This window comes from Bradyrhizobium sp. UFLA01-814 (genome assembly GCF_046718885.1).
Taxonomy (GTDB): domain Bacteria; phylum Pseudomonadota; class Alphaproteobacteria; order Rhizobiales; family Xanthobacteraceae; genus Bradyrhizobium; species Bradyrhizobium elkanii.
The window spans coordinates 1-24,362 of sequence record NZ_JAQOSR010000111.1 but is presented as its reverse complement, the minus strand read 5'-3'; the positions used below and the strand labels follow the sequence as shown (position 1 = coordinate 24,362).

Genomic DNA, 24,362 nt, shown 5'->3' with positions numbered 1-24,362 from the left:
CCGGCGTCTCCGTGACATGAACGCGGACCTCATGCCGCGGCTTCTCCGAACACCATCTGCCAGCTCTTGCGCGTGTCCATGTATTCCCGCACCTGCTTGATACGGCCGGCCTCGACCACGAACACGAAGCAGTAGTCATTGTCGTAGGGCCGGCCGCCCGGCAGCGTCGCGCGCATGCGCTCCTCGACGATGACGCTGTCACCGTCGGCATGAACGGCACGGAACGCGATGTCGATCTCGGAGAACAGGCGGTGCATCTCGGTTGAGATGAAGCGGGCGATCGCGTCAGCGCCGATCATGTGGTCGGCGTGATCGAGCGCGACCGCGGTGGCGTTGCGGGCGGGCGCGATCCATTCGGCATCCGGTGCGAACAGCGCGGCGATCAGCTTGGCGTCGCGGGTCCTGAAAGTCTGCCAGGCGTTGAGGACAATTTGCTTACTGGTTTCCCTGGCTGTCGGGTTGGTCATGGCGATGTCTCCGGTTTGATCGATCGGATCGATCTAGTTCAGCGCTGCGGGTCGCGCTGGCCGGAATCGGACCTCATCACCTCGGGCCACTTTCCTTGACCGCGCGATGCGCTAGACTCCGCCTCATGCTCAGCTTCGATGCCTGCAACGCTGCGCGACTGCGGCGCGACGCGCGCTACGACGGCCGCTTCTTCACGGCGGTGAAGACCACGCGGATCTATTGCCGGCCGGTCTGTCCGGTGAAGCATCCGCTGCCGCGCAACGTCACTTATTACCCGACCGCCGCTGCGGCCGAGGCGGCCGGCTATCGGCCGTGCCTGCGCTGCCGTCCCGAGACCGCGCCGTTCTGTCCGGCCTGGAACGGCACGCGCTCCACGGTTGCGCGTGCGCTGAAGCTGATCGACGGCGGCGCGCTGGAGCGCGGCTCGGTCGCAGCACTGGCCGACCGGCTCGGCATCACCGCGCGCCACCTCGCCCGGCTGTTCGAGCGCCATGTCGGCGCCAGCCCGCAACAAGTCGCGACCACGCGCCGCGTGCAGCGCGCCAAGCGCCTGATCGACACCACCAACGACGCGATGACCGCGATCGCCTTCCGCGCCGGCTTCGGCAGCGTCCGCCGTTTCAACGCCGCCTTCGCTGACCTCTACGGCCGCTCCCCGTCGAGCCTGCGCGCGTCTTCGCGCGGCCGGAGGTGAGGGGACGAGAAAGGGGTGCGCCTAGCCATGCGGGAACGTTAGGTCAACCCACCTGACCATCTTTACCCATTGCGGCGGCTTGCCATAATCGTCTAGAACGACGGCGCACAGCGCGTCCCGGCAACCAACCGTCAATGGTTTTGTCCGAGGATTTTGGCGCTCAACAGGGTCTGGCAATGCTGATTCGCGGCCAAATTGATGGGATCTTTGGGGAGGTGGCCGAGGCTACCGCCACGATCCCTGCCGCAGCGCCCACCCTGCTTATTGGCGGCCTTCTTCTTACCTGCCCCTGAGGGCCGGCTGGGCGTTTGCGCCTGGGCACTCAGGGGTTTGTACGAGATCACCGAACCCTGATATCGCCCAAGTAATTGCTCAAGGAGCAACATGACGGGCGCAAAGCTTAAAGGAATTTCTAACATGGCCACCGCGAACAAGTCCGAGAAGGACCGCGTCATCATTTTCGACACCACCTTGCGCGACGGCGAGCAGTGCCCCGGCGCCACCATGACCTTCGAGGAGAAGCTCGAGGTCGCCGAGCTGCTGGACGACATGGGCGTCGACGTCATCGAGGCCGGCTTCCCGATCACCTCGGAAGGCGATTTCCAGGCGGTCAGCGAGATCGCCCGCCGCTCCAAGAACGCGGTGATCGCGGGCCTGTCCCGTGCCCATCCGGCCGACATCGACCGCTGCGCCGAAGCCGTGAAGTTCGCCCGCCGCGGCCGCGTCCACACCGTGATCGCGACCTCGCCGCTGCATATGCGGGTGAAGTTGAACAAGACCCCCGAGGAGGTCATCGAGACCTCGGTCGCGATGGTCGCCCGCGCCCGCAACCAGATCGACGACGTCGAATGGTCGGCCGAGGACGGCACCCGCAGCGAGATGGACTATCTGTGCCGGATCGTCGAAGCGGTGATCAAGGCCGGCGCCACTACGGTGAACATTCCCGACACCGTCGGCTACACGGTGCCGGATGAATACACCCACTTCATGCGCACGCTGATCGAGCGTGTGCCGAATTCCGACAAGGCGATCTTCTCGGTGCATTGCCACAACGACCTCGGCATGGCGGTCGCGAACTCGCTGGCCGGCGTTGTCGGTGGTGCGCGGCAGGTCGAGTGCACCGTCAACGGCATCGGCGAGCGCGCCGGCAATGCCGCGCTGGAAGAGATCGTGATGGCGATCAATGTGCGGAACGACAAATTTCCGTTCTGGAACAAGATCGACACCACGCAACTCACCCGCGCCTCGAAGGTGGTGTCCGCGGCCACCTCGTTTCCGGTGCAGTACAACAAGGCAATCGTCGGCCGTAACGCGTTCGCGCATGAGAGCGGCATCCATCAGGACGGCGTGCTGAAGGACGCCTCGACCTACGAGATCATGCGGCCCGAGATGGTCGGCCTGAAGCAGTCCTCGCTGGTGCTCGGCAAGCATTCCGGCCGCCACGCCTTCATCCACAAGCTGGAGGAGATGGGCTACAAGCTCGGCGCCAACCAGCTGGAGGATGCTTTTACGCGGATGAAGGCGCTGGCCGACCGCAAGAAGGACATCTACGACGAGGACATCGAGGCGCTGGTTGACCAGGAGATGGCGGCCGCCCACGACCGCATCAAGCTGACCTCGCTGACCGTGATCGCCGGCACCCATGGCCCGCAGCGCGCGACCATGAAGCTCGACGTCGACGGCCAGATCAAGATCGAGGAAGCCGAGGGCAACGGCCCGGTCGACGCCGTCTTCAACTGCATCAAGCGCCTGGTGCCGCACGAGGCCAAGCTGGAACTCTATCAGGTGCATGCGGTGACCGAAGGCACCGACGCGCAGGCCGAAGTCTCGGTGCGTCTGGCCCATGAAGGTCGCTCGATGACCGCCCGCGCCGCCGATCCGGACACGCTGGTCGCCTCCGCAAAGGCCTATCTCGGCGCGCTGAACAAGATCGTGATGAAGCGCCAGCGCGACGTGCCGGCCAAGGCCGCGGGCTGATAGGCGTGAGCAAAGGATTCGGAAACGCGGCGCTTCGGCGCCGCGTTTTTGTTAGGGGTCCATCCAACCCGTCATCCCCGCGCAAAGGCGAAGCCCTTGCGCGGGGATGACGGTGAGGAACTGCGCTCGTAATGACAGCTGCAGTCGGCTGGTTGGGATAAAAACCGCCCAACTCGACCATTGTTGGAATCCTATCCCAACAATCCCCTCCATCCCGCACTGCTTTGGAATCTTCCGCGCCATCTCCAGCGCTACGCTGCGTTCTTTCCCGGGGAACGCCGTCCATGCCGATCTCCTCCATCGTGACAGGCCTTCCGCGCGCCGCCACGCCGGCGGAGACCGCGCTGACGCGCCGGGTCGACCTGACAACGCTTCGCCTGTTCGTCGCGGTCTGCGACGAGCAGAACCTCACCCGCGCCGCGCAGCGCGAGGGGATCGCGGCGTCGGCGGTGTCGAAACGGATGAACGATTTCGAGCTGGCATTCGGCGTCACGCTGTTCAAGCGGCTCGCCAAGGGCATGGCGCTGACGCCGGCCGGCGAGGCGCTGCTGCACCACGCCCGGGTGACGCTGCTCAATGTCGAGAAGATCGCGGTCGAGCTGTCGGAATATTCGCAAGGCGTGCGCGGCCATGTCCGCATGCTCGCCAATCTCTCTGCGATCGTGCAATACCTGCCTGAGGATCTCTCCGCCTTCTTCGCCGCGCATGAATTGCTCCGCGTCGATCTGCAGGAGCGGCCGAGCGGGCAGGTGGTGCGCGGCATCGAGGAGGGCGCAGCCGAGATCGGCATCTGCTCGGCCGAGGCCGACAGCCGCGCGCTCGAGGCCTTCCATTATCGCTACGACAATCTGGTGGTGGTGATGCGCGCCGACCATCGGCTGGCCGGCCGCGAGACATTGCTGTTCACCGAGACCCTCGATTTCGACCATATCGGCTTGCACACCGCGAGCTCGATCTATCTGCGCTCGCAATATGCGGCGACGCAAGCCGGCAAGGCGATGCGGCTGCGCATCAATGTGCCCGGCTTTGATGCGGTCTGCCGCATGGTGCAGGCGAATATGGGACTCGGGCTGATCCCCGACCGCGCCTTCGAGGTGGTCGGCGCCGGGATGGGCCTTCGCGCCATCCCGCTGCGCGACGATTGGGGGCGGCGCGAACTGAAGATCGTGACCCGCGACACCGCGCATCTGTCGGCAACCAGCCGCCTGATGCTGGACTATCTGCGGGCGATCGAAACGGATCGGGTCGGCCGGGTTGGCGGACGGGCCAGCTAAGCGATCAACGCTAAACGTTTGCGCGGCGATCATGCTCGAACCATGAGCCAAGGCCCGATGACGATCCGATCCGATCTCATCGCCCTTTAGCGTCCGCATCGGCGGGCACGCGAGCTACGCGATTTCCGGAATGTGAACATGAGCTGCGGCGATCTGTCACACGAGTGTTGCGATCGGCCCCGTATGAGGAACCCATTCCAATTTTCAAAGAATGGGGGGTCTTCGCATGTTCAAATCAATCGCCAAATCGCAAACAACTCCGGAAACATTTCGCCGCGCCATTGTCCGGCGCCTGATCGCGGGCACGGCGCTCTCACCGGTGCTGTTTGCGGTCCATCCGGCACTGTCGCAGACCGCGGGCAATCCGCACGAATTGCTGGTCAGCACCGCGGTCTACGCGGGCAACCCATCGACCGTCACCATAGGCCAGACGCTGCCGACCGGCGCGACGGCTGTGGCCGACGGCAGCTATCCGGGGGTCTTCAACAACGTGGCCGTCGATTCGAACTTCGGCGTGACCGCGCCGGTGGTGATCAAGAAATTTCATCTGGAAGGCCGTCGGCTGCGCGAAATCGGCGCGCTGACCGTCCCGGCGGACGTGGCGGTGACGAGCTTCAGCTCCAAGTCTGAACTGTCGCTGCATTTGTCGCCCGACGGCAAGGCCGTGACGTTTATGGGCTACGATGCGGCAGTCAACCAGCTGGACGTCTCCAACTCCAACTCGCCGAACCACGTCGACCCCACCAATCCGGACACCGGCGTGCATGCGCGCGTGGTCGCGGAGCTGGATTTCGACGGCTCGCTGCACCGGACCAAGGTCAACGTCTATAGCGGCGACAATGGCCGCGGCGCGATCCGCGCCAACAAAATCAATGGCACCCAGGCCGACCAGTATTTCACGGTCGGCAATGCCGGCAACGGCAGCGGCACCCAGCCGGTGCTTGTCGTCAATGACACCGGTGTGCAACTCGCAACGCCCGGTGTCGATGGTTCCGATGCCGTGGTTGGCGTGCAGCAGGGCACGCCCGGCAGCAAGAATGGCTTCCAGTTCGGCTTCTCGGTTGCCCAGCTTGGCTTTGCCGCTGACAAGTCCGGCAAGGACGATAATTTCCGCGGTCTCGCGATCTCCGACAACACGCTCTACGTCACCAAAGGCAGCGGCAGCAACGGCATCAACACGGTCTATCAGGTCGGCCAGCCGGGCGTGCTGCCGACCCGCGAGACCGCCGCCTCGACGGCGTTCAGCATTCTTCCGGGCTTCCCGAGCAATCCCTCGGCAAATTCGGGCGCGAACGGCTTCTATCCCTTTGGCATCTGGTTCGCCAACGCGACGACGCTCTATGTCGCCCAGGAAGGTGACGGCCAACTGGCCGACGCCGCCACGTCACCGACCGCAGGCCTTCAGAAGTGGGTTTATGCCAACGGCAGCTGGAGCCTTGCCTACACGCTGCAGAAGGGCCTGAACCTCGGCGCGCTCTATCATGTCAACGGCTATCCCACCGATCCGGCAACCGGCGGGCTGCGCAACATCACCGGCCGCGTCAACCGCGACGGCACCGCGACGATTTTTGCGGTGACGTCGACCGTGGGCAACTCGGTCGAGCCCGGCGCCGATCCGAATCAGGTCGTCGCCATCACGGACAGGGTCGCGGCGACGACGCTTCCGGCGAACGAAGCCTTTGACGTCGTTGTGCCGCCGGCGTTCGGCACGGTCTATCGCGGCGTGTCGTTCGCTCCCGTCAATTGCGATGGCGATCACGGCCGGATGAAGGACAACGGCCGCGGCCACGACAAGGACTCGCAGGACGACGTCTGCGGTCCGACCCGGATCGCAGCGGGGCATTGATCGCCGGCAGCCGGCGGAGCCTGTGCCGGCTGCTTCCGGTCAGGCTTCGCCTGGATCAGGCCAGGCGCGATCGGCTGAGCTCGATCGCGCCTTCCGTATTGCACCAGCCTCACGATCTCCCTGCAGAATCTTCATGGCGCGGGGGCCTTCCGGTTGCCGCTTTGCGGGTTAGGTAGTGGATACGATTCACTGCAGCGAGTGCCGGCGCGCATGAATCGCGACGCCGTTGGCCGTCCAGCGCATGCATCCGGCAGGCTACACAGGGCAGGAGTGCGATGATGGCGGACACGATTTCCGGCATTCGAATCCCGGACAGCAAGATCGCGCGGGAGGCCGCCGAGCTGGTGCGGCAATACGAAACCGAAATGTTGTTCAATCACTCGGTCCGGGTGTTCGTGTTCGGCGCGCTCAAGGGCGTCAGGCAAAATCTGAAGTTCGACCCTGAACTGCTCTATGTTGCTGCGCTGTTTCATGATCTCGGCCTTGTCGATCACTTCCATACCGAGACCAAACGGTTTGAGCTCGACGGCGCCGATGCGGCGCGCAAGTTTCTCAGGAGCCACGGCATCGCCGAGCCGAAGGCGGACCTGGTGTGGGAAGCGATCGCCTTGCACACCACGCCCGGCATTCCGCAATACATGCGCCCGGAAATCGCGCTCACCAATGCGGGCGTATTGGTCGATGCCGTCGGCGTCGGTTACGATGACTATACGGCCGAGCAGCGCGACTGCGTCCTTGCCGCGTTTCCCCGCGGCGATTTCAAGAACGAGTTCATCGAGGTTCAGACCTGCTCGGCCCTGAAGAAGCCGCAGACCACGTTCGGCACCGTCAATTTCGACTTCGTCGCGGAGCGCGATCCCGGCTTTCACCGGCCGAATGCCTGCACCCGGATCCGCAACACGCCGTGGCCGAGCTGATCCGGGCGGCGGACATTAGAGCGTTTTCGGGCGAAGTGGACACCGGTTCGCGTGAAGAAAACGCGTCAAAACAAGAATCTAGAGCTTCGGTTCTGATTCAATCAGAACCGAAAATGCTCTAGCCGCCGTCGAGCGCGGCGAGACGGTCGGCTTCCGCGATGTCTTCAACGGTATTGGCATTGAAGAACGGATCGAGCGGCTCGGTCGGCCACTCGACCGTCGCGAGCGGATAGCGCGCGGTCCAGCGGTCGATCTTGCGTACGTCCTCGACGACCAGCGCTTGGCGCAATTCATTCCGCAGGCGGACGCTCCAGAGGCCGATGACGGGATGCGTCTGCCCGCCGGATGAAGCGACCGCGAGCTCGGCATTTTTGGCCACGCGCGCCTGCTCCAGGCGCGTGACGAGATCGCGCGGCAGAAACGGACAGTCGCCCGCGGCGCTGAGCACCCATTGCGCATCCGGCCGGTTGGCGGCGGTCCAGTCGAGCGCGGCCAGGATGCCGGCGAGGGGACCGGGATAGTCGGCAACGTCGTCGGCGACGACCGGGAGGCCGAACGCGGCGAAGCGCGTGGGATCGCCATTGGCGTTGATGATCAGCCCACTGCATTGCGGGGCGAGACGGTCGATCACCCGTTGCAGAATGGTGCGGCCCGCGATCTTGCGCATCGGCTTGTCGCCGCCGCCCATCCGCCGCGCGAGGCCGCCGGCGAGCAGCACGCCCGGGACGGCAGTCCCCGGAATATCAGTCATTGTCGGTCTCGCCCTTGCGCTTGTGACGCATCGATTCCTCTTCGACATAGTCGAGATTCTGGTCGTAGACGATCCGCTCCTGGCCCGACAGCGCGATGAAGCGCTTGCCGCGGGCGCGACCGACCAGCGTCAATCCGACCTGCCGCGCCAGATCGACACCCCATGCGGTGAAGCCGGAGCGCGAGACCAGGATTGGAATCCCCATCCGCACCGTCTTGATCACCATCTCAGAGGTCAGCCGCCCGGTGGTGTAGAGAATCTTGTCGGCCGGATCGACATTGTGGCGATAGATCCAGCCCGCGATCTTGTCGACGGCGTTGTGCCGGCCGACGTCCTCGGTGTAGCACACCGGCGTCGCCTCCTTGCACAGCACGCAGCCGTGAATGGCGCCGGCTTCCAGATAAAGCGACGGCATCGTGTTGATGGTGTGCGTCATCCGGTAGAGCCAGGAGGTCCGCAGTTCGGCCTTCGGCAGCGCGACCTTCTCGACGGCTTCGAGCAGGTCGCCGAACGCCGTGCCCTGGGCGCAGCCCGAGGTCTGCGTGCGCTTCTTCAGCTTCGCCTCGAAATTGGTGTGGTGCGCGGTGCGCACCACGACGACCTCGAGATCGTCGTCATATTCGACCTCGGTGACGACATCGTCGTATTTGAGCATGTTCTGGTTCAAGAGGTAGCCGAGCGCGAGGTATTCGGGATAGTCGTTGATCGTCATCATCGTGACGATCTCCTGCGCGTTGAGGTACAGCGTCAGCGGCCGCTCGACCGGCACCTTGATCTCGGTCCGTGCGCCGGTCTGGTCGACGCCGACCACGCGCTCCGTCAGGCGCGGATCGTCCGGATCAGGAACAATGATGGGAGCTGTGGTTTTCTCGGGCACTGCTGGACGTCCAGATGGGTTCACATGGCAACGCAGCTGGGGATATAAGCACGTTCGGAGACTGGCTGGCGACTCTCCGCCGCGTCGCGGGAACTGCCATCGATCGGTCCGGCTTTAAGGATAACGCGCAGTTCGCGATCCGGGTCGAACAAATCTTGTCGATGGCCGAGGACTGAGGGACACATGGCGCAGCTTTCGGACGACTGCTTCGCGTTCGGCGGACCGATGATGTCGGTCGACGAAGCCGTCGCGATCATCGCCGCGCGGGTCAAGCCCGTCGGCGAGACCGAAACGGTTGCCTTGGTGGATGCAGACGGACGCATCCTGGCCGGCGACATTGTCGCGCCGCTTGCGCTGCCGCCGTTCAAAAATTCCGCCGTCGACGGCTACGCAGTATCCGGCGCGGACCTGCCGGCGAGCGGTGAGCGCGCATTCCCCGTTGTTGGGCGGGTGCAGGCGGGAGCGTCGGCGCAGCCGGCGCAGGCGGGCCAGGCGGTGCGGATCTTCACCGGTGCGCCGATGCCCGATGGCACCGACACCGTGTTCATGCAGGAAGACGTGCGGATCGACGATGCGGGAAACGTGATTCTGCCGTCCGGCCTGAAGGTCGGCGCCAATGTGCGTCCGGCCGGCGAGGACATTCCGCGCGGCCATGTCGCGCTGGCATCGGGACGGCGCCTGCGCCCGCAGGATATCGCGGTCGCCGCGGCCTTCGGGCTCACCATGCTCGACGTGGTGCGGCGGCTTCGCGTCGGGGTGTTCTCGACCGGCGACGAACTGGCTGCGCCCGGCAGCGCGCGCACCGAAGCGCAACTGTTCGATTCCAACCGCTTCATGCTGATGGCGATGTTGCGGCGGCTTGGTTGCGAGGTCGGCGATCTCGGCATCCTGCGCGACGAGCGGGCCGAGCTCGCCGCTGCGCTCAAGCAGGTCGCGCGGCGCTACGACCTGATCCTGACCACGGGCGGGGTCTCGACCGGCGAAGAGGACCACGTCAGGGCCGGCATCGAGCAGGCGGGCTCGCTGGTGCTGTGGCGGATGGCGATCAAGCCCGGCCGCCCGGTGGCGATGGGAATCATCGACGGTACGCCGCTGATCGGCCTGCCCGGCAATCCGGTGGCGAGTTTCGTCACCTTCGTCCATGTCGTGCGGCCGACCGTGCTGGCGCTGTCGGGTGCTGCGCCGTCCCCCTTGCTGCCGATGCCGGTGCGGGCCGCCTTCAGCTACAAGAAGAAGAGCGGGCGGCGCGAATATGTCCGCGTCTCGCTGCGACGGGCGGCGGACGGTGCGCTGGAAGCGAACAAGTTTCCTCGCGAGGGAGCCGGTCTGCTGTCGTCGCTGATCGAGACCGATGGACTGGTCGAACTCGGCGAGTCGGTGGTGCGGGTTGAACCTGGCGAGGCCGTCGGCTTTCTCGGCTACGCCGACCTGCTGTGAGAGCTGAAACGCGGTCGAGACCGCGCAGCGCGACGGGCGCTCGATAGCGAAATCAGATCGCCCGATAGGCAAACATAAACAACGGCCTACGCGGCAACCCGACGCTGCTAGAGGCATTCTAAAACTGCTTGCCTCTGGCATACCAGAGAATACAGTTCGTCGAAGCAGTGCAATTCGCGCAAAGCGTGGTTCCCGAGGCGAGGCTTCATGAGTCGAGACGACGTTCACAAGGTTCGTGCGTTCGAGCATCCCGGACAGGGCAGGAAGCGAGCGAAGGCCACGCCCAAGGGACGCCAGGTCGACCCCGTGGTCGCGCACGAGATCGAGGCGCTGCTCGCCGATCGTCCGAGGCGGCGCGACCTCCTCATCGAGTATCTGCATCTGATCCAGGACAAATACCATCAGATCTCGGCGGCGCATCTTGCCGCGCTCGCCGACGAGATGAAGCTGTCATTCGCCGAAGTGTTCGAGACCGCCACCTTCTACGCGCATTTCGACATCGTGAAGGAAGGCGAGCCTGACATCGCGCCGCTCACCGTACGCGTCTGCGATTCGCTGACCTGCGCGATGCTCGGCGGCGAACAGCTGTTGAAGGATCTGCAGAACCGCGCCGGCCCCGGCATCCGCGTCGTGCGGGCGCCGTGCGTCGGCCGCTGTGACACCGCGCCCGCCGCCGAGGTCGGCCACAACTTCGTCGATCATGCGACCGTCACCAATGTGCTGGCGGCGGCGAAGAACAGCGACACCCATGTGCACCTTCCTCCATATGTCGACTACGACGGCTACGTGGCGGGCGGCGGATACCAGCTGCTGGCGCGCCTGCGCTCGGGCGAGTTGCCGCGCGAAGACCTGCTGAAGGCGCTCGACGATGCGTCGCTGCGTGGCCTCGGCGGCGCCGGATTTCCGACCGGCCGCAAGTGGCGCGCGGTGCTCGGCGAACCCGGTCCGCGATTGATGGCGGTGAACGGCGACGAGGGCGAGCCCGGCACGTTCAAGGACCGCTATTATCTCGAGACCGATCCGCATCGCTTCCTCGAGGGCATGCTGATCGGCGCCCACGTGGTCGAGGCGCCCGAAGTCTACATCTATATCCGCGACGAGTACCCGGCCTGCCGCGAGATCCTCGCACGCGAGATCGCAAAGCTCCCGCCGGGTGGTCCGACGCTGCATCTGCGGCGCGGCGCCGGCGCATATATCTGCGGCGAGGAATCCTCGCTGCTGGAATCGATCGAGGGCAAGCGCGGCCTGCCGCGGCACAAGCCGCCATATCCGTTCCAGGTCGGGTTGTTCGGCCTGCCGACGCTGATCAACAACATCGAGACGTTGTGGTGGGTGCGCGATGTCGTCGAGAAGGGCGCCGACTGGTGGAAGAGCCACGGCCGCAACGAACGCCACGGCCTGCGCAGCTTCTCGGTGTCGGGACGCGTCAAGGATCCAGGCGTCAAGCTCGCTCCCGCCGGCATCACGCTGCGCGAGTTGATCGACGAGTTCTGCGGCGGCATGGCCGACGGCCATACTTTGCAGGCCTATCTGCCGGGCGGTGCATCCGGCGGCATCCTGCCGGCGTCGATGGACGACATCCCGCTCGATTTCGGCACGCTGGAGAGATATGGCTGCTTCATCGGCTCCGCCGCCGTGGTCGTGCTCTCGCAGGTCGATGACGTCAGGGACGCCGCGCTGAATCTCATGAAGTTCTTCGAGGACGAGAGCTGCGGGCAGTGCACGCCGTGCCGCGCCGGAACCGAGAAGGCGGCGCTGTTGATGCAGCAGCCGGTCTGGAACAAGGAACTGCTCGACCAATTGAGCCAGGCGATGCGCGATGCGTCGATCTGTGGCCTCGGTCAGGCGGCCTCCAATCCGCTGACCTCAGTGATCAAATATTTTCCGGACGGCTTTCGTCCGCAGCAAGCCGCCGAGTAGGCGAGGCCGAGCAGACGAATTTCGACGAGGATTTGAATGAGCAACAATCAGAACTCAGGCCTGACGATTCAGTTCGAGCTCGACGGCCAGCAGGTCGAGGCGCGGGCCGGCGAGACGATCTGGCAGGTCGCCAAGCGCCAAGGCACCGAGATCCCGCATCTGTGCTATTCGCCCGCGCCGGACTACCGGCCGGACGGCAACTGCCGCGCCTGCATGGTCGAGATCGAAGGCGAGCGCGTGCTGGCGGCGTCCTGCAAGCGGACGCCGACGGTCGGCATGAAGGTGAAGTCGGCCAGCCAGCGCGCCGTCGCGGCGCAGAAGATGGTGATGGAGCTGCTGGTGGCGGACCAGCCGGCGCGCGAGACTTCGCACGATCCGGACTCGAAATTCTGGCACTGGGCCGAGAAGACCGGCGTGACCGAAAGCCGCTTTCCCGCGACCGAGCGCTGGCACGCCGACACCAGCCATCCGGCGATGAGCGTCAATCTTGACGCCTGCATCCAGTGCGGCCTCTGCGTGCGGGCGTGCCGCGAGGTGCAGGTCAACGACGTGATCGGCATGGCCTACCGCAACCACGACGCCAAGATAGTGTTCGACTTCGACGATCCGATGGGCGAATCGACCTGCGTCGCCTGCGGCGAATGCGTGCAGGCCTGCCCGACCGGCGCCCTGATGCCGGCGGTCATGCTCGACGACAAGCAGACCCGCGTCACCTATCCCGACAAGAAGGTGGATTCGCTCTGCCCGTATTGCGGCGTCGGCTGCCAGGTCACCTACCAGGTCAAGGACGAGAAGGTGATCTACGCGGAAGGCCGCGATGGTCCCGCCAATCACAACCGGCTCTGCGTCAAGGGCCGCTTCGGCTTCGACTACATCCATCACCCCAATCGCCTGACCAAGCCGCTGGTGCGGCTGCCCGGCGTCAAGAAGGACGCCAACGACCAGGTCGATCCGGCCAATCCCTACACCCATTTCCGCGAAGCATCCTGGGAAGAGGCGCTCGAGCTCGCCGCCGCGGGCTTGCGCAAGATCCGCGACCAGAAGGGCGCCAAGGCGCTCGCCGGCTTCGGCTCGGCCAAGGGTTCGAACGAGGAAGCCTATCTGTTCCAGAAGCTGGTGCGCACCGGCTTCGGCTCCAACAATGTCGACCACTGCACGCGGCTGTGCCACGCCTCGTCGGTGGCGGCGCTGTTCGAGGGATTGAGCTCCGGCGCGGTGTCGGCGCCGTTCGCGGCCGCGGCCGACGCTGAGGTGATCTGGGTGATCGGCGCCAATCCGACCGTGAACCATCCGGTCGCCGCCACCTACATCAAGAACGCCGCCAAGCGCGGCGCCAAGCTCTATGTGATGGACCCGCGCCGGCAGACGCTGTCGCGCCACGCCACCGAGCACCTGCAATTCAAACCGGGCAGCGACGTCGCGATGCTGAACGCGATGATCCACACGATCATCACCGAAGGCCTGACCGACGAGCAGTACATCGCCGGCTATACCGAGGGCTATGACGAGCTGAAGGCGAAGATCCAGGAGTTCACGCCGGAGCGCATGTCCCAGATCTGCGGCATTCCGGCGGAGACGCTGCGCGAGGTTGCACGCGCCTACGCCCGCGCCAAATCGTCCATCATCTTCTGGGGCATGGGCATCAGCCAGCATGTTCACGGCACCGACAACGCGCGCTGCCTGATCGCGCTGGCGCTGATCACCGGCCAGGTCGGCCGCCCCGGCACCGGGCTGCATCCGCTTCGCGGGCAGAACAACGTGCAGGGCGCCTCCGACGCCGGCCTGATCCCGATGTTCCTGCCGGACTACCAGCCGGTCGGCCGCGACGACATGCGCGGCGCTTTCGAGAAGCTGTGGGGGCAGGAGCTCGATCCGGTGCGCGGGCTGACCGTCGTCGAGATCATGAACGCGATCCACGCCGGCGAAATCCACGGCATGTATGTCGAGGGCGAGAATCCGGCGATGTCCGATCCGGACCTGCAGCACGCGCGCGAAGCGCTGGCCAAGCTCGATCATCTCGTCGTGCAGGACCTTTTCGTCACCGAGACCGCATTCCACGCCGACGTCATCCTGCCGGCTTCGGCGTTCGCCGAAAAGTCCGGCTCCTTCACCAACACCGACCGCCGCGTGCAGCTGGCGCGCGAGGTGATCAGGCCGCCGGGCGATGCAAGGCAGGATCTCTGGATCATCCAGGAGATCGGCAAGCGGATGGGACTGCCCTGGAATTATGCGGGGCCGGGCGAGGTCTTCACCGAGATGGCCGAGCTGATGCCGTCGCTGAAGAACATCACCTGGGAGCGCCTGGTGCGCGAGGGCGCGGTGACCTATCCGGTCGACGATCCCGACAAGCCCGGCAACGAGATCATCTTCACCACCGGATTCCCGACCGAGAGCGGCCGCGGCAAGATCGTGCCGGCCAAGGTGATCCCGCCGGACGAGTTGCCCGACGACGAGTACCCGATGGTGCTGTCGACCGGCCGCGTGCTCGAACATTGGCACACCGGCTCGATGACGCGCCGTGCCCAGGTGCTCGACCAGATCGAGCCCGAAGCGGTCGCGTTCATGACCCCGAAGGACATGCGCAAGAAGGGACTCGCGCCCGGCGACTTCATCCGTCTCGAGACGCGCCGCGGCGCGGTCGAGGTCAAGGTGCGCGCCGACCGCGACGTGCCCGAGAACATGGTCTTCATGCCGTTCTGCTACGCGGAGGCGGCGGCGAACCTGTTGACCAATCCGGCGCTCGATCCGTTCGGCAAGATTCCGGAGTTCAAGTTCTGCGCGGTCCGCGCCGAGAAGATCGATATCCGGACCGCGGCGGAGTAGCGGTCCGGGGACGAAGCGTGGAGGGCGAGCCGGCCGACCCGGCTACTCGCTCGCTCGCCCGACACGGCACCGCAAACACCGTCGATCGACATCCGCCCAGAGCATAGGAGCGGGCGTTGCTGCGGCGTGGACCCATGTCGCCCGTTGCCCCGGACGTGTTTGAGAGTCCGGAAGTTGCCATTTCCACGAAAACTCGCGTATGCATGACGTGCAGGATCGTAGTGTGAGACATTCGAATGGCGATGGAACTGAGGGGCGCGAGAGGCGAGGGATTTGCGACGATTGCCGCTGACGGTCGCGTGCTGGATTCCTGGTTTCTTCAGCTGCGCCTGGTTGTAGAGGCCGACAAGGCGGCAACGGTGCGGCTGGCGAACGACGAGGTCAGGAGATCGTTGGGCGAGTCGGCGGACGGATATGCGCGACACGACGACATTCGCAATGTCGACATCGTTCCGATCCGTACGGAAATTGGCTCCCTTGCATCTGCGCCGACCGACGTGCACGACGCATATCTTCGACTCCACCTGCTGAGCCACCGGCTCGTCCAGCCGAATTGCCTGAACCTCGAGGGTGTTTTCGGTCTTTTACCTAATGTTGCCTGGACGACCTTCGGTCCCTGTGAGTGCTCTCGTGTACCGGACGCGCGAATGGAAGCACGAAAGCGTGGCCTCGCGTTTGAGGTGACAGGCGTGGATAAGTTTCCGCGCATGACCGATTATGTGACGCCTGCGGAGGTGAGAATTGCAGATGCGGATCGCGTAAGGCTCGGGGCCTACCTGGCCCCGGGCACAACCGTCATGCATGAAGGCTTTTGCAATTTTAACGCGGGTACGCTCGGTCCCTGCATGGTCGAAGGCCGGATCAGCGCCAGCGTGGTTGTCGGAAGCGGCAGCGACGTTGGTGGCGGTGCGTCGATCATGGGCACTCTGTCCGGAGGAGGGAAAGAGAGGATTACAGTTGGTGAGCGCTGCCTGATCGGAGCCAACGCCGGTATCGGCATTTCATTGGGTGACGATTGTATCGTCGAAGCGGGCTGTTATGTCACGGCAGGCGCGCGCATCCTTTTGGAAGATGGCCGAGTGCTGAAAGCCAAGGAACTCTCCGGCCAGAAGGGCCTGCTTTTTCGTCGGAATTCCCAGAGCGGCGCTCTTGAGGCAACCAGACGTACGCCAAATTGGGACGGCCTCAACGCGCAACTTCACAGCTAGTGTCCCGAATCCGAAGTTCGCATCATTCGCCGCACCTTCGAAGCGAACTTCGGATTCGATAAGGACACTAGCAAACTTATGATTCTAGTGTGCTTTATGAATGCGAAGTTCGTGAAAGTGGCTGCCGCGAAATCGCACGAACTTCGCATTCAGCACACTAGTCCCCGTCCGTCAGGAGACGATCACCACTCGGAATGCGATCTGTTTGGCGCGATCGCCGCTCACCACCAGTATGGCCACCGCCACGCCTCATAGAGGCGCCACGACGACTCCAGGGGCGGGGCGTATGGATCGACCCGGTCGTCTTCAGGGCGATATTGATATCGTGGAACAATATAGTAATCCCACGGAGTTGGCCTTATCACGGGCGTCGGGATAATGATCCGCCTTGGTTCATGAACGACTTGTGCCTTCCGCGCCCGGGCTTCAGCACCAGACGTCCCGAGGTTGCACAGCACGAGGGCCGCTCCGAGAGCGCACGCGACGGTCATTATCTTCATGCATCGGCCTCCTTGCCTGAGAGTGCAAAAGGACTCAAAGCAAAGCAAGCTAATTCGCTCTCGACTGGCTTGAATGACAGCTTGTGGCCCGCAGTCGACCTTTGCTCAGAAGGGCCGCGCGGAAGCCGGAGCCCGCACCCATGATCGATATGAGTACGCGCCCCGGTTCGGCTCTAACTCGACAAGGTCTCAGTAGTCCCAGAACACCGGCACCCAACGGAAGGCGTCACCCTCGACCGCAACATGTCCAACGGACGGGAACGGCATATGCGTGGCCACCAGCAGCTCGCGGTTGGCCGCCAGCTCCCGCAACAGACTGATCCGGGCGCGGGCTGCCTCCTCGGGATCGTGCTCGAAGCCGTTGTGCCATTCGGGGTGCTCGAAGCCGACCGCGAACACGAGGTCACCGGCGAATGTCAGCCGATCGCCACCGGACGCCAGGCGAACCACGCTGTGACCGGGGGTATGGCCACCGCTGCGACGGACGACCACTCCGGGTGCCACCTCGTGCTCCTCGTCGAACAGCCGCAGCTGGCTCTGGTACTCTTTCCTGAACCGCTTGGCGGTCGCACGAAGCGCGTCCGGGAATCCCGGCGGCATCGAGACGCGGGAGAAATCGGGCGCCTCCCAGAACTTGACTTCGGCGGCCGCCACATGGATCCGCAGGTCCGGACGCAGCCGCTCCTTCACGCCGTCGACGAGCAGCCCGCCCACATGGTCCATGTGCATGTGGGTCAGCACCACGTCGGTGACGGACCCAAGATCGATGCCGGCCGCCTCCAGTCGCTTGACCGTCTGCCCGGCCTTCGGCAGGTGCAGGTCCGGGTCCGACCCCAGCCCGGCGTCGACGAGGATGGTTTTCCCGCCGCTTCGCACCACCACCACGTTGAGCGCCCAGTCGAACGCGTCCGGCGGCAGGAACATGTCGTCCAGCCAGGCTGCGCGGACGGCCGGCTCGGCATTGTGCGCCAGCATCTTGGTTGGCAGCGGCAGCACCCCGTCGCTGACGACCAGCACGTCGATCTCGCCGATCTTCAGCGCGTAGCGCGATGGCACCAGTTCACTGGGCCCCGGTCGGCCGCTGTGCGAGACATTGTCGAGGCTCATGCTTGTCTCCTGCTGCGTGTTGCGGATCATCTGGTTCATCGTTCAAAACTCCTGCGTTCGGTTCTGATGTTCGATCCCGGCGGGCCGCACCATGTTTCCGTCCGTGGATTGGACATGGTGATGATCTAGCGGATCAGGTGTGGCGCTGCCCCAGAGCGGTTGCCGTCGCTGTAGAGCGATTGCTGCCAACGCATGCGCACCGCCGCAGGCGAGCGCTGGGGACGAAACGGGAGGCACAGGCCATCGCCATGCCCTCAGCCACATGCGACACTTCGGATTGGCGAAGCCGGTTCAACCCAGGACTAATATTTCCTCGTCGAGACCACGGAATACGAACGTTCGGAGCAATTCATGGCCAAGCATCGGATCTATACAACGAGCTTCGCAAGCGTCTACCCGCTCTATGTCGCGAAAGCGGAGAAGAAGGGACGCAGCAAAGCGGAGGTCGATCAGGTGATCTCCTGGTTGACCGGCTACGGTCCGAAGGAGCTGGAAGCTCAGTTGGAAAGACAAACCGACTTCGAAACGTTCTTCGCAAAGGCGCCTGAAATGAATCCTTCTCGGGCCCTGATCAAGGGCGTGGTGTGCGGTGTCAGGGTTGAGGAAATCAAAGAGCCGACCATGCGGGAAATTCGCTACCTGGATAAGCTGATCGATGAGCTGGCGCGTGGAAAGGCCATGGATAAAATCCTGCGGAAGGAATGATGCCTGATCCGTCCGTCCGGCGAGGCGACGTGGGATGCTGATGCGTCGCCCGCAATGACGAAAGGACCGGGGAGGGCCGCTGCCACTGATTTGCCCGACGGCGCAAGCCCCCGCAGCAAAAATATTTCGCTTTATCCGAAGTGCAACTCGATGTATGGTTTGCCCCGTCTCACCCGATCGAGGGGCGCTTCGCGGTCGTCACGAACGCGGGTCGAGATGCGGTGGACGCCGATTGCGCAGTCGACGAATGCGCGTGAAGCGGACGGCGAAATCGTGCAGGCCTGACGCCCTAGCGGCAGGTGTCTTTTCGCATTGCGCGATGCGCGTTGCGAAGACGGTGACAACAAAGCCCAGTCTCGCCGGGGAGAGCACGTATAAGCCGTAACCCATCGCGCAGGGAAAGCCGGGTTGTTTCCGGTTACACCTGTGGTCCTACCCCCGAGCTTTCTACCCATTGCTCGGGGCCCATGGGTGCGATCGGCACCCGGCTTTCCCTGCGCCCTCCGATGATGAGAGGGCGGAACAAGATGCAAAGCTCGGACGCAATGCGCCGCGAGACTACGGAAGCATGAGCCACACGTCGTCCAACACATTCAGTGTCGTCCTGGCGAAAGCCAGGACCCATTACCCCAAATGAGATTTGTCGCGCGATGCTGGGGCCACGACCTCGTTCACAATCAAATGCGATGGTTATGGGTCCTGGCTTTCGCCAGGACGACAACGAAGAGTCCCATCTGCAACATTTGCCGCGGCGTAAGGGTCCAGCTTTCGCAGGGGCGACAGCCGGCAAGAAACACGCGCAGCATTCGCGCCCGGCGAACCCGCCATTGCCAAACCTCGCATTGACCTCATTGCCGTGGCCGGGCACAGCGTGCGGGCGGTGTCATTGAACGGTCGCAAGAGCCGAAGGGGATACCGCCGCATCGAATTTTGCAGTGCAGCAATGGTGCAATTGGCCCCTGCTAAAGGGGCAATGGCAATCGTCTTTGCTTGTCTGTAATGGTGCGACCGGATGTCTCGGGGCCGGTATTCGCGCTCCGCAATTACGCGGGAGGAAACATGCGTAAACTCATATTGGCTGCGGCGTCGATCGCGGCCTTGACCTTTGTCGGGTCTGCGGCGGCGCAGTCGCCGATCGTTCTCAAATTCAGCCACGTGGTGGCCTCGGATACGCCGAAGGGCAAGGCGGCCGACAAGTTCAAGGAACTCGCCGAGAAGTACACCGGCGGCAAGGTGAAGGTCGAGGTCTACCCGAACTCGACGCTTTACAAGGACAAGGAAGAGCTCGAGGCGCTGCAGCTCGGCGCGGTGCAGATGCTGGCGCCGTCGAACTCGAAGTTCGGCCCGATCGGCATCAAGGAATTCGAAGTCTTCGATCTGCCCTACATCCTCCCCGACCTGAAGTCGCTGCGGAAGGTCACTGACGGGCCGCTCGGCGCCCAGCTGCTCAAGAAGCTGGATTCCAAGGGCATGACCGGTCTCGCCTACTGGGACAACGGCTTCAAGCAGATGAGCGCGAACAAGAAGCTGGTCGCGCCCGCCGACTACAAGGGGCTCAAGTTCCGCATCCAGTCGTCGAAGGTGCTGGAAGCCCAGTTCCGCGCACTCGGCGCGATCCCGCAGGTGATGGCATTCTCCGACGTCTACCAGGCGCTGCAGACCGGCGTGGTCGACGGCCAGGAGAACACCTGGTCGAACATCTACACCCAGAAAATGCATGAGGTGCAGAAGTACGCCACCGTCACCAATCACGGCTACATCGGCTACGTCGTGGTCGTGAACAAGAAGTTCTGGGACGGCCTGCCGGCCGATACCCGCGAGCAGCTCTCCAAGGCGATGAAGGAAGCCACCGAGTTCGGCAACAGCCAGTCGGCCAAGGAAAACGACGACGCGCTCGCCGAGATCAAGAAGGCCGGCAAGACCGAGATCGTCGCGTTGACGCCGGAGCAGGACGAGGCGATGCGCAAGGCGATGATGCCGGTCTACAAGGACGTGGCCTCGCGCGTCGGCCAGCCGCTGATCGACGAATTCCTCAAGGAAACCGGCCGCAGCCCGATGAATTAGCTGCGATGATCCGCCGCCGAGGCGATGCCAGAAGAGCTCCCTCTCCCCGTTCTTGCGGGGAGCGGGTTGGGGTGAGGGGCCTTCTCCGCGAACGCGGCTCCAGATGCGCTCGCGGAAGCTCCCCCTCACCCGAAATTCAAGCTGCGCTTGAATTTCGACCTCTCCCCGCACGCGGGGCGAGGTGGATCGGAGGCAGCTCCGATCGACAGCAACAGTCACGCGGGACTTGAACCGCAAACAAAGTGAACGCCGCGGCCGCGTGAGGTCGCGGCCAGGGTGCCGTGGCCGGTCGCCGCATCAGGCCATGACAGGGGAGATCAATGCTGCTTAAAATTCTGGACCGGCTCGAGGAAATCATCATCGCGAGCCTGATGGGGGCCGCGACGCTGCTGACCTTCGTCACGGTCGTGCACCGTTTTCTGGTCGACGTTCCCGTGCTCTATCCGTACCTGTTCGGCATCAATCTCGCATGGTCGCAGGAACTCTGCATCTACATGTTCATCTGGATGGCGAAGTTCGGCGCCGCCTATGGCGTGCGCGCCGGCGTCCATGTCGGCGTCGACGTCCTGATCAACCGCCTCAACGATTTCTGGCGCAAGCGCACCATCATCTTCGGCCTGCTCGGCGGCGCGCTGTTCACCGGGATCGTCGGCACCATGGGTGCCAAATTCGTGTTCGAATTGATGCATACCGACCAGGTCTCGCCGGATCTCGAGATCCCGAGCTGGATCGTCTACGCCTGCATCCCGCTCGGCTCCTACCTGATGTGCTTCCGCTTCCTGCAAGTGTGCTGGAACTACTGGTGGACCGACAACCTGCCGCACCATGACGCCTCCCATGTCGATGGCGTCGAGACCAGCAAGACCGCGCCCGTCGCGCTTGGAGAAGCGTGATGAGCGCCGCACTTATTTTCGGACTGCTGTTTGCCCTGATGCTGACGGGCATGCCGATCTCGATCTCGCTCGGCCTGACCGTGCTCACCTTCCTGTTCACGATGACCGAGGTGCCGATCGAGAGCGTCGGCCTGAAGCTGTTTTCGGGCCTCGACAATTTCGGCATCATGGCGATCCCGTTCTTCATCCTGGCCGGCACCTTCCTGACCCGCGGCGGCGTCGCGCGGCGCATGATCGCGTTCACGACCTCACTGGTCGGGCATCTGCCCGGCGGCCTTGGGCTTGCCGGCGTCGCGGCCTGCGCGATGTTTGCGGCGATCTCGGGCTCGAGCGTCGCCACCGTGGTCGCGATCGGCTCGATCATGATGCCGGCGATGGTTGATCACGGCTATCCGAAGCGGTTCGGCGTCGGCGTGATCTCGACCTCGGGCGCGCTCGGCATCCTGGTGCCGCCCTCGATCATCCTGGTGCTGTACGGCGTGTCCACCAACACCTCGATCGGCGCGCTGTTCATGGCCGGCATCGTGCCGGGCGTCGTGCTCGCGCTGATGCTGGCCGCGGTGACCTTCTTCGTCGCGCGGCGCAACGGCTATCCGAAGATGCCGCGCGCGACCATCGGCCAGCAGTTCACAGCGTTCCGCGAAAGCATCTGGGGCCTGCTGCTGATCGCGATCGTGCTCGGCGGCATCTATGGCGGCATCTTCACGCCGACCGAAGCGGCCGCGGTCGCCGCGACCTACGCCTTCTTCATCACCGTATTCGTCTACAAGGAGCTGAAGCTCTCCGAGGTGCCGAAGGTGCTGCTGCAGGCGGCGAGCATGAGCTCGATGCTGCTCTACATCATCACCAACGCGGTGCTGTTCTCGTTCCTGATGACGCACGAGCAGATCCCGCAGGAAATGGCGGCCTGGATCATCGACAAGAACTTCTCGGTCTGGATGTTCCTGCTCGTCGTCAACGTCATCCTGCTGCTCGCCGGCAACGTGATGGACCCGTCGTCGATCCTCTTGATCATGGCGCCGATCCTGTTTCCGCTGGCGACCAAGCTCGGCGTGCACCCGGTGCATCTCGGCATCCTGATGATCGTCAACACCGAGGTCGGACTGTGCCACCCGCCGGTCGGGCTCAACCTCTACATTGCGAGCAGTATCGCCAAGATGGGCATCAGCGAGATCACCATCTCGGTCCTGCCGTGGCTGTGCGCGATGCTGGTGTTCCTCGGCCTGATCACCTACGTGCCGGAGATATCGCTGTGGCTGCCGCGTCTGCTCGGAATGATCTAGCGCAAACAACAGAAATCCAGAGCGCGACCTCGCGCTTTGGATGTTTCTGCAATGCAATGAAAGCGGATTACATCTTGGTAACAGAGCTCTCCCTGTCCAATCCGTAAGTTGAAGGCGCGGGCGGGCGGCATCATCTTCGAGCAACCTTCAAAGGAGGTTCGTATGAAGAAAGTTCTGCTCGCCGGTATCGCGGCGCTCACGATTGCCGGTTCGACCGCGGTCTATGCCCAGCATCGTCCCTGGTTCCACGGTCATATGCGGATGAGCCCCGAGGATCGGGCCGCCTTCCTCGACGCGCGGATCGCCGCCGTCCGCGCCGGGCTGAAGCTCAACGCCGATCAGGAGAAGCTGTGGCCGCCGGTCGAGGCCGCGGTGCGCGACTTCGCCAAGATGCGGCTCGATCGCGCCAACGCGCGGATGGCCGCCGAGAAGACCGATGCGGACAAGGCGCAGAAGCCGGACGATCCGGTCGCCCGCCTGCGCGAGCGCGCCGACAACATGGCGGCGACCGCGACGTCGCTGAAGAAGATCGCCGACGCCGCCGACCCGCTCTACAAGACGCTCGACGACAACCAGAAGCGGCGGCTGAGCATGCTGACCCATATGGAAGGGCGCGGATTCGGTGCCGAGGGCTGGCGCCGCCACCGCCTCGAGCGCGGCATGGACCGCTGGGAGCGCGGCGGCCGCGGCTTCGATCACGACCGTTTCGACCGCGACGATGGCCCCGATCAGGAGCGCTCCGGCCGCCTCTGAGCGCCGTCCGCCGCCGCCCTCGCCAAGCCTATGAAAGGCCGCCGGATTCCGGCGGCCTTTCGGTCGTCAGAAAGTCGGGAAAACTTGCTTGAGCTTGCTGGACATCGGGGAATCGCTTTGCTAAACGACCGCTCTCTTGCGAGGGTCATTTCCGGACAAGTTCCGGGCGCATAGCTCAGTTGGTAGAGCAGCTGACTCTTAATCAGCGGGTCCCAGGTTCGAGCCCTGGTGCGCCCACCAAGCTTTCTTAGCTTAGGTTTGCCCTCGTAACGGCCATCCCGGCCAGCGGTCGCGTCTGTTCCGACAACCGCTATTGCCTGCTTCCTCACGCCGCTGCCTGATCCCTGCTCTTATGCTTGCGCGTGCGCTTCGCACCGGTCGGCAAATTGTCGGGGCATGTCCGCTATCGCGCGCGGAATGTCGATCACCGTTCGGCAGCGTCTGAATTTGACGAAGTTCATCACGACGAATCCGTGATCGCTGCGCTGACAGGCGTTGGGGCGAAGGTGCGGGCTGAGCGCGGGGCGCCCTGCGGCGAGGGCGGTTGACAGCGGAGAGCGCCCACTTTAATCACCTGACTAATTAATCAATTAATTAAGGCTTGAAACCCTAGGGAAAGAATCCGCCTGATGCCGGCCGGCCAGAGACATCCGAAGCTGCTTGCCCCGCGCGGTCGCGGCTTCACTCGGCTGGAAAACCAGGTGTTCGTGAATTCCGTGCGCAGCGGCCTCGAACAGGCTGAGAATGGCCTTGTCGAGCAGGCCGTACGCTTTGCCGAGTGCAGCGTCGGTGTGATCACCGCGGACGGACCGAACGCCGGAGCGACCGGCCGTCGCGTCAGACCGTCGATCCCGGAACAAGCTGT

The 24,362-nt window shown here is 64.1% G+C and carries 20 protein-coding genes and 1 tRNA gene; 16 read left to right on the top strand and 5 right to left on the bottom strand.

Annotated features, from left to right (window positions below; translation table 11 throughout):
* Positions 1-29: 29 nt before the first annotated feature.
* Entirely contained in the window at positions 30-467 is a 438-nt protein-coding gene (locus PMN64_RS28545) for a nuclear transport factor 2 family protein (protein WP_028342387.1), read from the bottom strand.
* 125 nt (positions 468-592) lie between these two features.
* Here PMN64_RS28545 and PMN64_RS28540 point away from each other — a divergent pair, with 125 nt between their 5' ends.
* A complete protein-coding gene (locus PMN64_RS28540; protein WP_028342388.1) occupies positions 593-1,162 on the top strand; it encodes a bifunctional transcriptional activator/DNA repair enzyme AdaA in 570 nt (189 codons plus the stop codon).
* Positions 1,163-1,293: 131 nt separating this feature from the next.
* Here the strand turns inward: PMN64_RS28540 and PMN64_RS28535 are convergent, their stop codons facing one another.
* Positions 1,294-1,581, bottom strand: coding sequence for a hypothetical protein (locus PMN64_RS28535; protein ID WP_196238198.1), 288 nt, complete (start codon positions 1,579-1,581; stop codon positions 1,294-1,296).
* Here PMN64_RS28535 and PMN64_RS28530 point away from each other — a divergent pair.
* The 4 genes from PMN64_RS28530 (at position 1,580) to PMN64_RS28515 (ending at position 7,176) form a co-directional block, all read left to right on the top strand.
* The gene (locus tag PMN64_RS28530; RefSeq protein ID WP_028342389.1) at positions 1,580-3,139 is read left to right on the top strand and encodes a 2-isopropylmalate synthase; all 1,560 of its coding nucleotides are present in this window, start codon (positions 1,580-1,582) and stop codon (positions 3,137-3,139) included. The two genes, PMN64_RS28535 and PMN64_RS28530, sit on opposite strands and share 2 nt — an antisense overlap.
* 284 nt (positions 3,140-3,423) lie before the next feature.
* Positions 3,424-4,413, top strand: a complete 990-nt coding sequence (locus tag PMN64_RS28525; protein ID WP_028342391.1) for a LysR substrate-binding domain-containing protein — start codon at positions 3,424-3,426, stop codon at positions 4,411-4,413.
* 226 nt (positions 4,414-4,639) lie between these two features.
* The gene (locus tag PMN64_RS28520; RefSeq protein WP_411783067.1) at positions 4,640-6,259 is read left to right on the top strand and encodes a hypothetical protein; all 1,620 of its coding nucleotides are present in this window, start codon (positions 4,640-4,642) and stop codon (positions 6,257-6,259) included.
* Between the two features lie 278 nt (positions 6,260-6,537).
* Positions 6,538-7,176: an HD domain-containing protein gene (locus PMN64_RS28515; RefSeq protein ID WP_028342392.1), complete on the top strand. Its 639-nt coding sequence runs from the start codon at positions 6,538-6,540 to the stop codon at positions 7,174-7,176.
* A gap of 118 nt (positions 7,177-7,294) precedes the next feature.
* Here the strand turns inward: PMN64_RS28515 and mobA are convergent, their stop codons facing one another.
* Positions 7,295-7,927 (bottom strand): molybdenum cofactor guanylyltransferase MobA, encoded by a 633-nt coding sequence (mobA, locus tag PMN64_RS28510; RefSeq protein WP_028342393.1) that lies wholly within the window; start codon positions 7,925-7,927, stop codon positions 7,295-7,297.
* Positions 7,920-8,804, bottom strand: a complete 885-nt coding sequence (locus PMN64_RS28505) for a formate dehydrogenase accessory sulfurtransferase FdhD (protein WP_411783066.1) — start codon at positions 8,802-8,804, stop codon at positions 7,920-7,922. The genes mobA and PMN64_RS28505 overlap by 8 nt, the downstream gene beginning before the upstream one ends.
* A 183-nt stretch (positions 8,805-8,987) precedes the next feature.
* Here PMN64_RS28505 and glp point away from each other — a divergent pair, with 183 nt between their 5' ends.
* The 4 genes from glp to dapD all read left to right on the top strand — a co-directional run bounded on the left by glp (position 8,988) and on the right by dapD (position 16,192).
* Positions 8,988-10,241, top strand: coding sequence for a gephyrin-like molybdotransferase Glp (glp, locus tag PMN64_RS28500; protein WP_411783065.1), 1,254 nt, complete (start codon positions 8,988-8,990; stop codon positions 10,239-10,241).
* Between the two features lie 207 nt (positions 10,242-10,448).
* A complete protein-coding gene (locus PMN64_RS28495) occupies positions 10,449-12,161 on the top strand; it encodes an NAD(P)H-dependent oxidoreductase subunit E (RefSeq protein WP_411783064.1) in 1,713 nt (570 codons plus the stop codon).
* Positions 12,162-12,197: 36 nt separating this feature from the next.
* On the top strand, positions 12,198-14,984 hold the full coding sequence (fdhF, locus tag PMN64_RS28490; protein WP_411783063.1) for a formate dehydrogenase subunit alpha: 2,787 nt from the start codon (positions 12,198-12,200) through the stop codon (positions 14,982-14,984).
* 236 nt (positions 14,985-15,220) lie between these two features.
* Positions 15,221-16,192 (top strand): 2,3,4,5-tetrahydropyridine-2,6-dicarboxylate N-succinyltransferase, encoded by a 972-nt coding sequence (gene dapD, locus PMN64_RS28485; RefSeq protein WP_304496348.1) that lies wholly within the window; start codon positions 15,221-15,223, stop codon positions 16,190-16,192.
* Positions 16,193-16,881: 689 nt separating this feature from the next.
* On the opposite strand, the gene PMN64_RS28480 is transcribed toward dapD, so the two are convergent.
* Positions 16,882-17,838 carry an MBL fold metallo-hydrolase gene (locus tag PMN64_RS28480; RefSeq protein WP_411783062.1) on the bottom strand — a complete coding sequence of 319 codons (957 nt, stop codon included), beginning with the start codon at positions 17,836-17,838 and terminating at the stop codon, positions 16,882-16,884.
* 312 nt (positions 17,839-18,150) lie between these two features.
* Between PMN64_RS28480 and PMN64_RS28475 the strand changes: the two genes are divergently transcribed.
* The 7 genes from PMN64_RS28475 to PMN64_RS28445 form a co-directional block, all read left to right on the top strand.
* The gene (locus PMN64_RS28475; protein WP_411783061.1) at positions 18,151-18,504 is read left to right on the top strand and encodes a DUF2200 domain-containing protein; all 354 of its coding nucleotides are present in this window, start codon (positions 18,151-18,153) and stop codon (positions 18,502-18,504) included.
* A gap of 1,059 nt (positions 18,505-19,563) precedes the next feature.
* Positions 19,564-20,568 (top strand): TRAP transporter substrate-binding protein, encoded by a 1,005-nt coding sequence (locus tag PMN64_RS28470; protein ID WP_411783060.1) that lies wholly within the window; start codon positions 19,564-19,566, stop codon positions 20,566-20,568.
* Between the two features lie 320 nt (positions 20,569-20,888).
* Positions 20,889-21,461, top strand: coding sequence for a TRAP transporter small permease (locus tag PMN64_RS28465; RefSeq protein WP_304496341.1), 573 nt, complete (start codon positions 20,889-20,891; stop codon positions 21,459-21,461).
* A complete protein-coding gene (locus PMN64_RS28460) occupies positions 21,461-22,744 on the top strand; it encodes a TRAP transporter large permease (RefSeq protein WP_028342403.1) in 1,284 nt (427 codons plus the stop codon). Before PMN64_RS28465 ends, PMN64_RS28460 begins: the two co-directional genes overlap by 1 nt.
* A 162-nt stretch (positions 22,745-22,906) precedes the next feature.
* Positions 22,907-23,497, top strand: a complete 591-nt coding sequence (locus PMN64_RS28455) for a Spy/CpxP family protein refolding chaperone (protein WP_411783059.1) — start codon at positions 22,907-22,909, stop codon at positions 23,495-23,497.
* Positions 23,498-23,661: 164 nt separating this feature from the next.
* A tRNA-Lys gene (locus PMN64_RS28450) sits at positions 23,662-23,737 on the top strand.
* A gap of 389 nt (positions 23,738-24,126) precedes the next feature.
* Positions 24,127-24,362 (top strand): hypothetical protein (locus tag PMN64_RS28445; RefSeq protein WP_411783058.1); only part of this gene is annotated, 236 nt, incomplete at its 3' end.

Coding starts and splice junctions, on each gene's coding strand:
- PMN64_RS28480 (WP_411783062.1), bottom strand. CDS start 17,838: ATGAACCAGATGATCCGCAACACGCAGCAGGAGACAAGCATGAGCCTC.
- glp (WP_411783065.1), top strand. CDS start 8,988: ATGGCGCAGCTTTCGGACGACTGCTTCGCGTTCGGCGGACCGATGATG.
- PMN64_RS28520 (WP_411783067.1), top strand. CDS start 4,640: ATGTTCAAATCAATCGCCAAATCGCAAACAACTCCGGAAACATTTCGC.
- fdhF (WP_411783063.1), top strand. CDS start 12,198: ATGAGCAACAATCAGAACTCAGGCCTGACGATTCAGTTCGAGCTCGAC.
- PMN64_RS28465 (WP_304496341.1), top strand. CDS start 20,889: ATGCTGCTTAAAATTCTGGACCGGCTCGAGGAAATCATCATCGCGAGC.
- PMN64_RS28545 (WP_028342387.1), bottom strand. CDS start 467: ATGACCAACCCGACAGCCAGGGAAACCAGTAAGCAAATTGTCCTCAAC.
- PMN64_RS28455 (WP_411783059.1), top strand. CDS start 22,907: ATGAAGAAAGTTCTGCTCGCCGGTATCGCGGCGCTCACGATTGCCGGT.
- PMN64_RS28540 (WP_028342388.1), top strand. CDS start 593: ATGCTCAGCTTCGATGCCTGCAACGCTGCGCGACTGCGGCGCGACGCG.
- dapD (WP_304496348.1), top strand. CDS start 15,221: ATGGCGATGGAACTGAGGGGCGCGAGAGGCGAGGGATTTGCGACGATT.
- PMN64_RS28525 (WP_028342391.1), top strand. CDS start 3,424: ATGCCGATCTCCTCCATCGTGACAGGCCTTCCGCGCGCCGCCACGCCG.
- PMN64_RS28535 (WP_196238198.1), bottom strand. CDS start 1,581: ATGTTAGAAATTCCTTTAAGCTTTGCGCCCGTCATGTTGCTCCTTGAG.
- PMN64_RS28470 (WP_411783060.1), top strand. CDS start 19,564: ATGCGTAAACTCATATTGGCTGCGGCGTCGATCGCGGCCTTGACCTTT.
- mobA (WP_028342393.1), bottom strand. CDS start 7,927: ATGACTGATATTCCGGGGACTGCCGTCCCGGGCGTGCTGCTCGCCGGC.
- PMN64_RS28515 (WP_028342392.1), top strand. CDS start 6,538: ATGGCGGACACGATTTCCGGCATTCGAATCCCGGACAGCAAGATCGCG.
- PMN64_RS28460 (WP_028342403.1), top strand. CDS start 21,461: ATGAGCGCCGCACTTATTTTCGGACTGCTGTTTGCCCTGATGCTGACG.
- PMN64_RS28495 (WP_411783064.1), top strand. CDS start 10,449: ATGAGTCGAGACGACGTTCACAAGGTTCGTGCGTTCGAGCATCCCGGA.
- PMN64_RS28530 (WP_028342389.1), top strand. CDS start 1,580: ATGGCCACCGCGAACAAGTCCGAGAAGGACCGCGTCATCATTTTCGAC.
- PMN64_RS28475 (WP_411783061.1), top strand. CDS start 18,151: ATGGCCAAGCATCGGATCTATACAACGAGCTTCGCAAGCGTCTACCCG.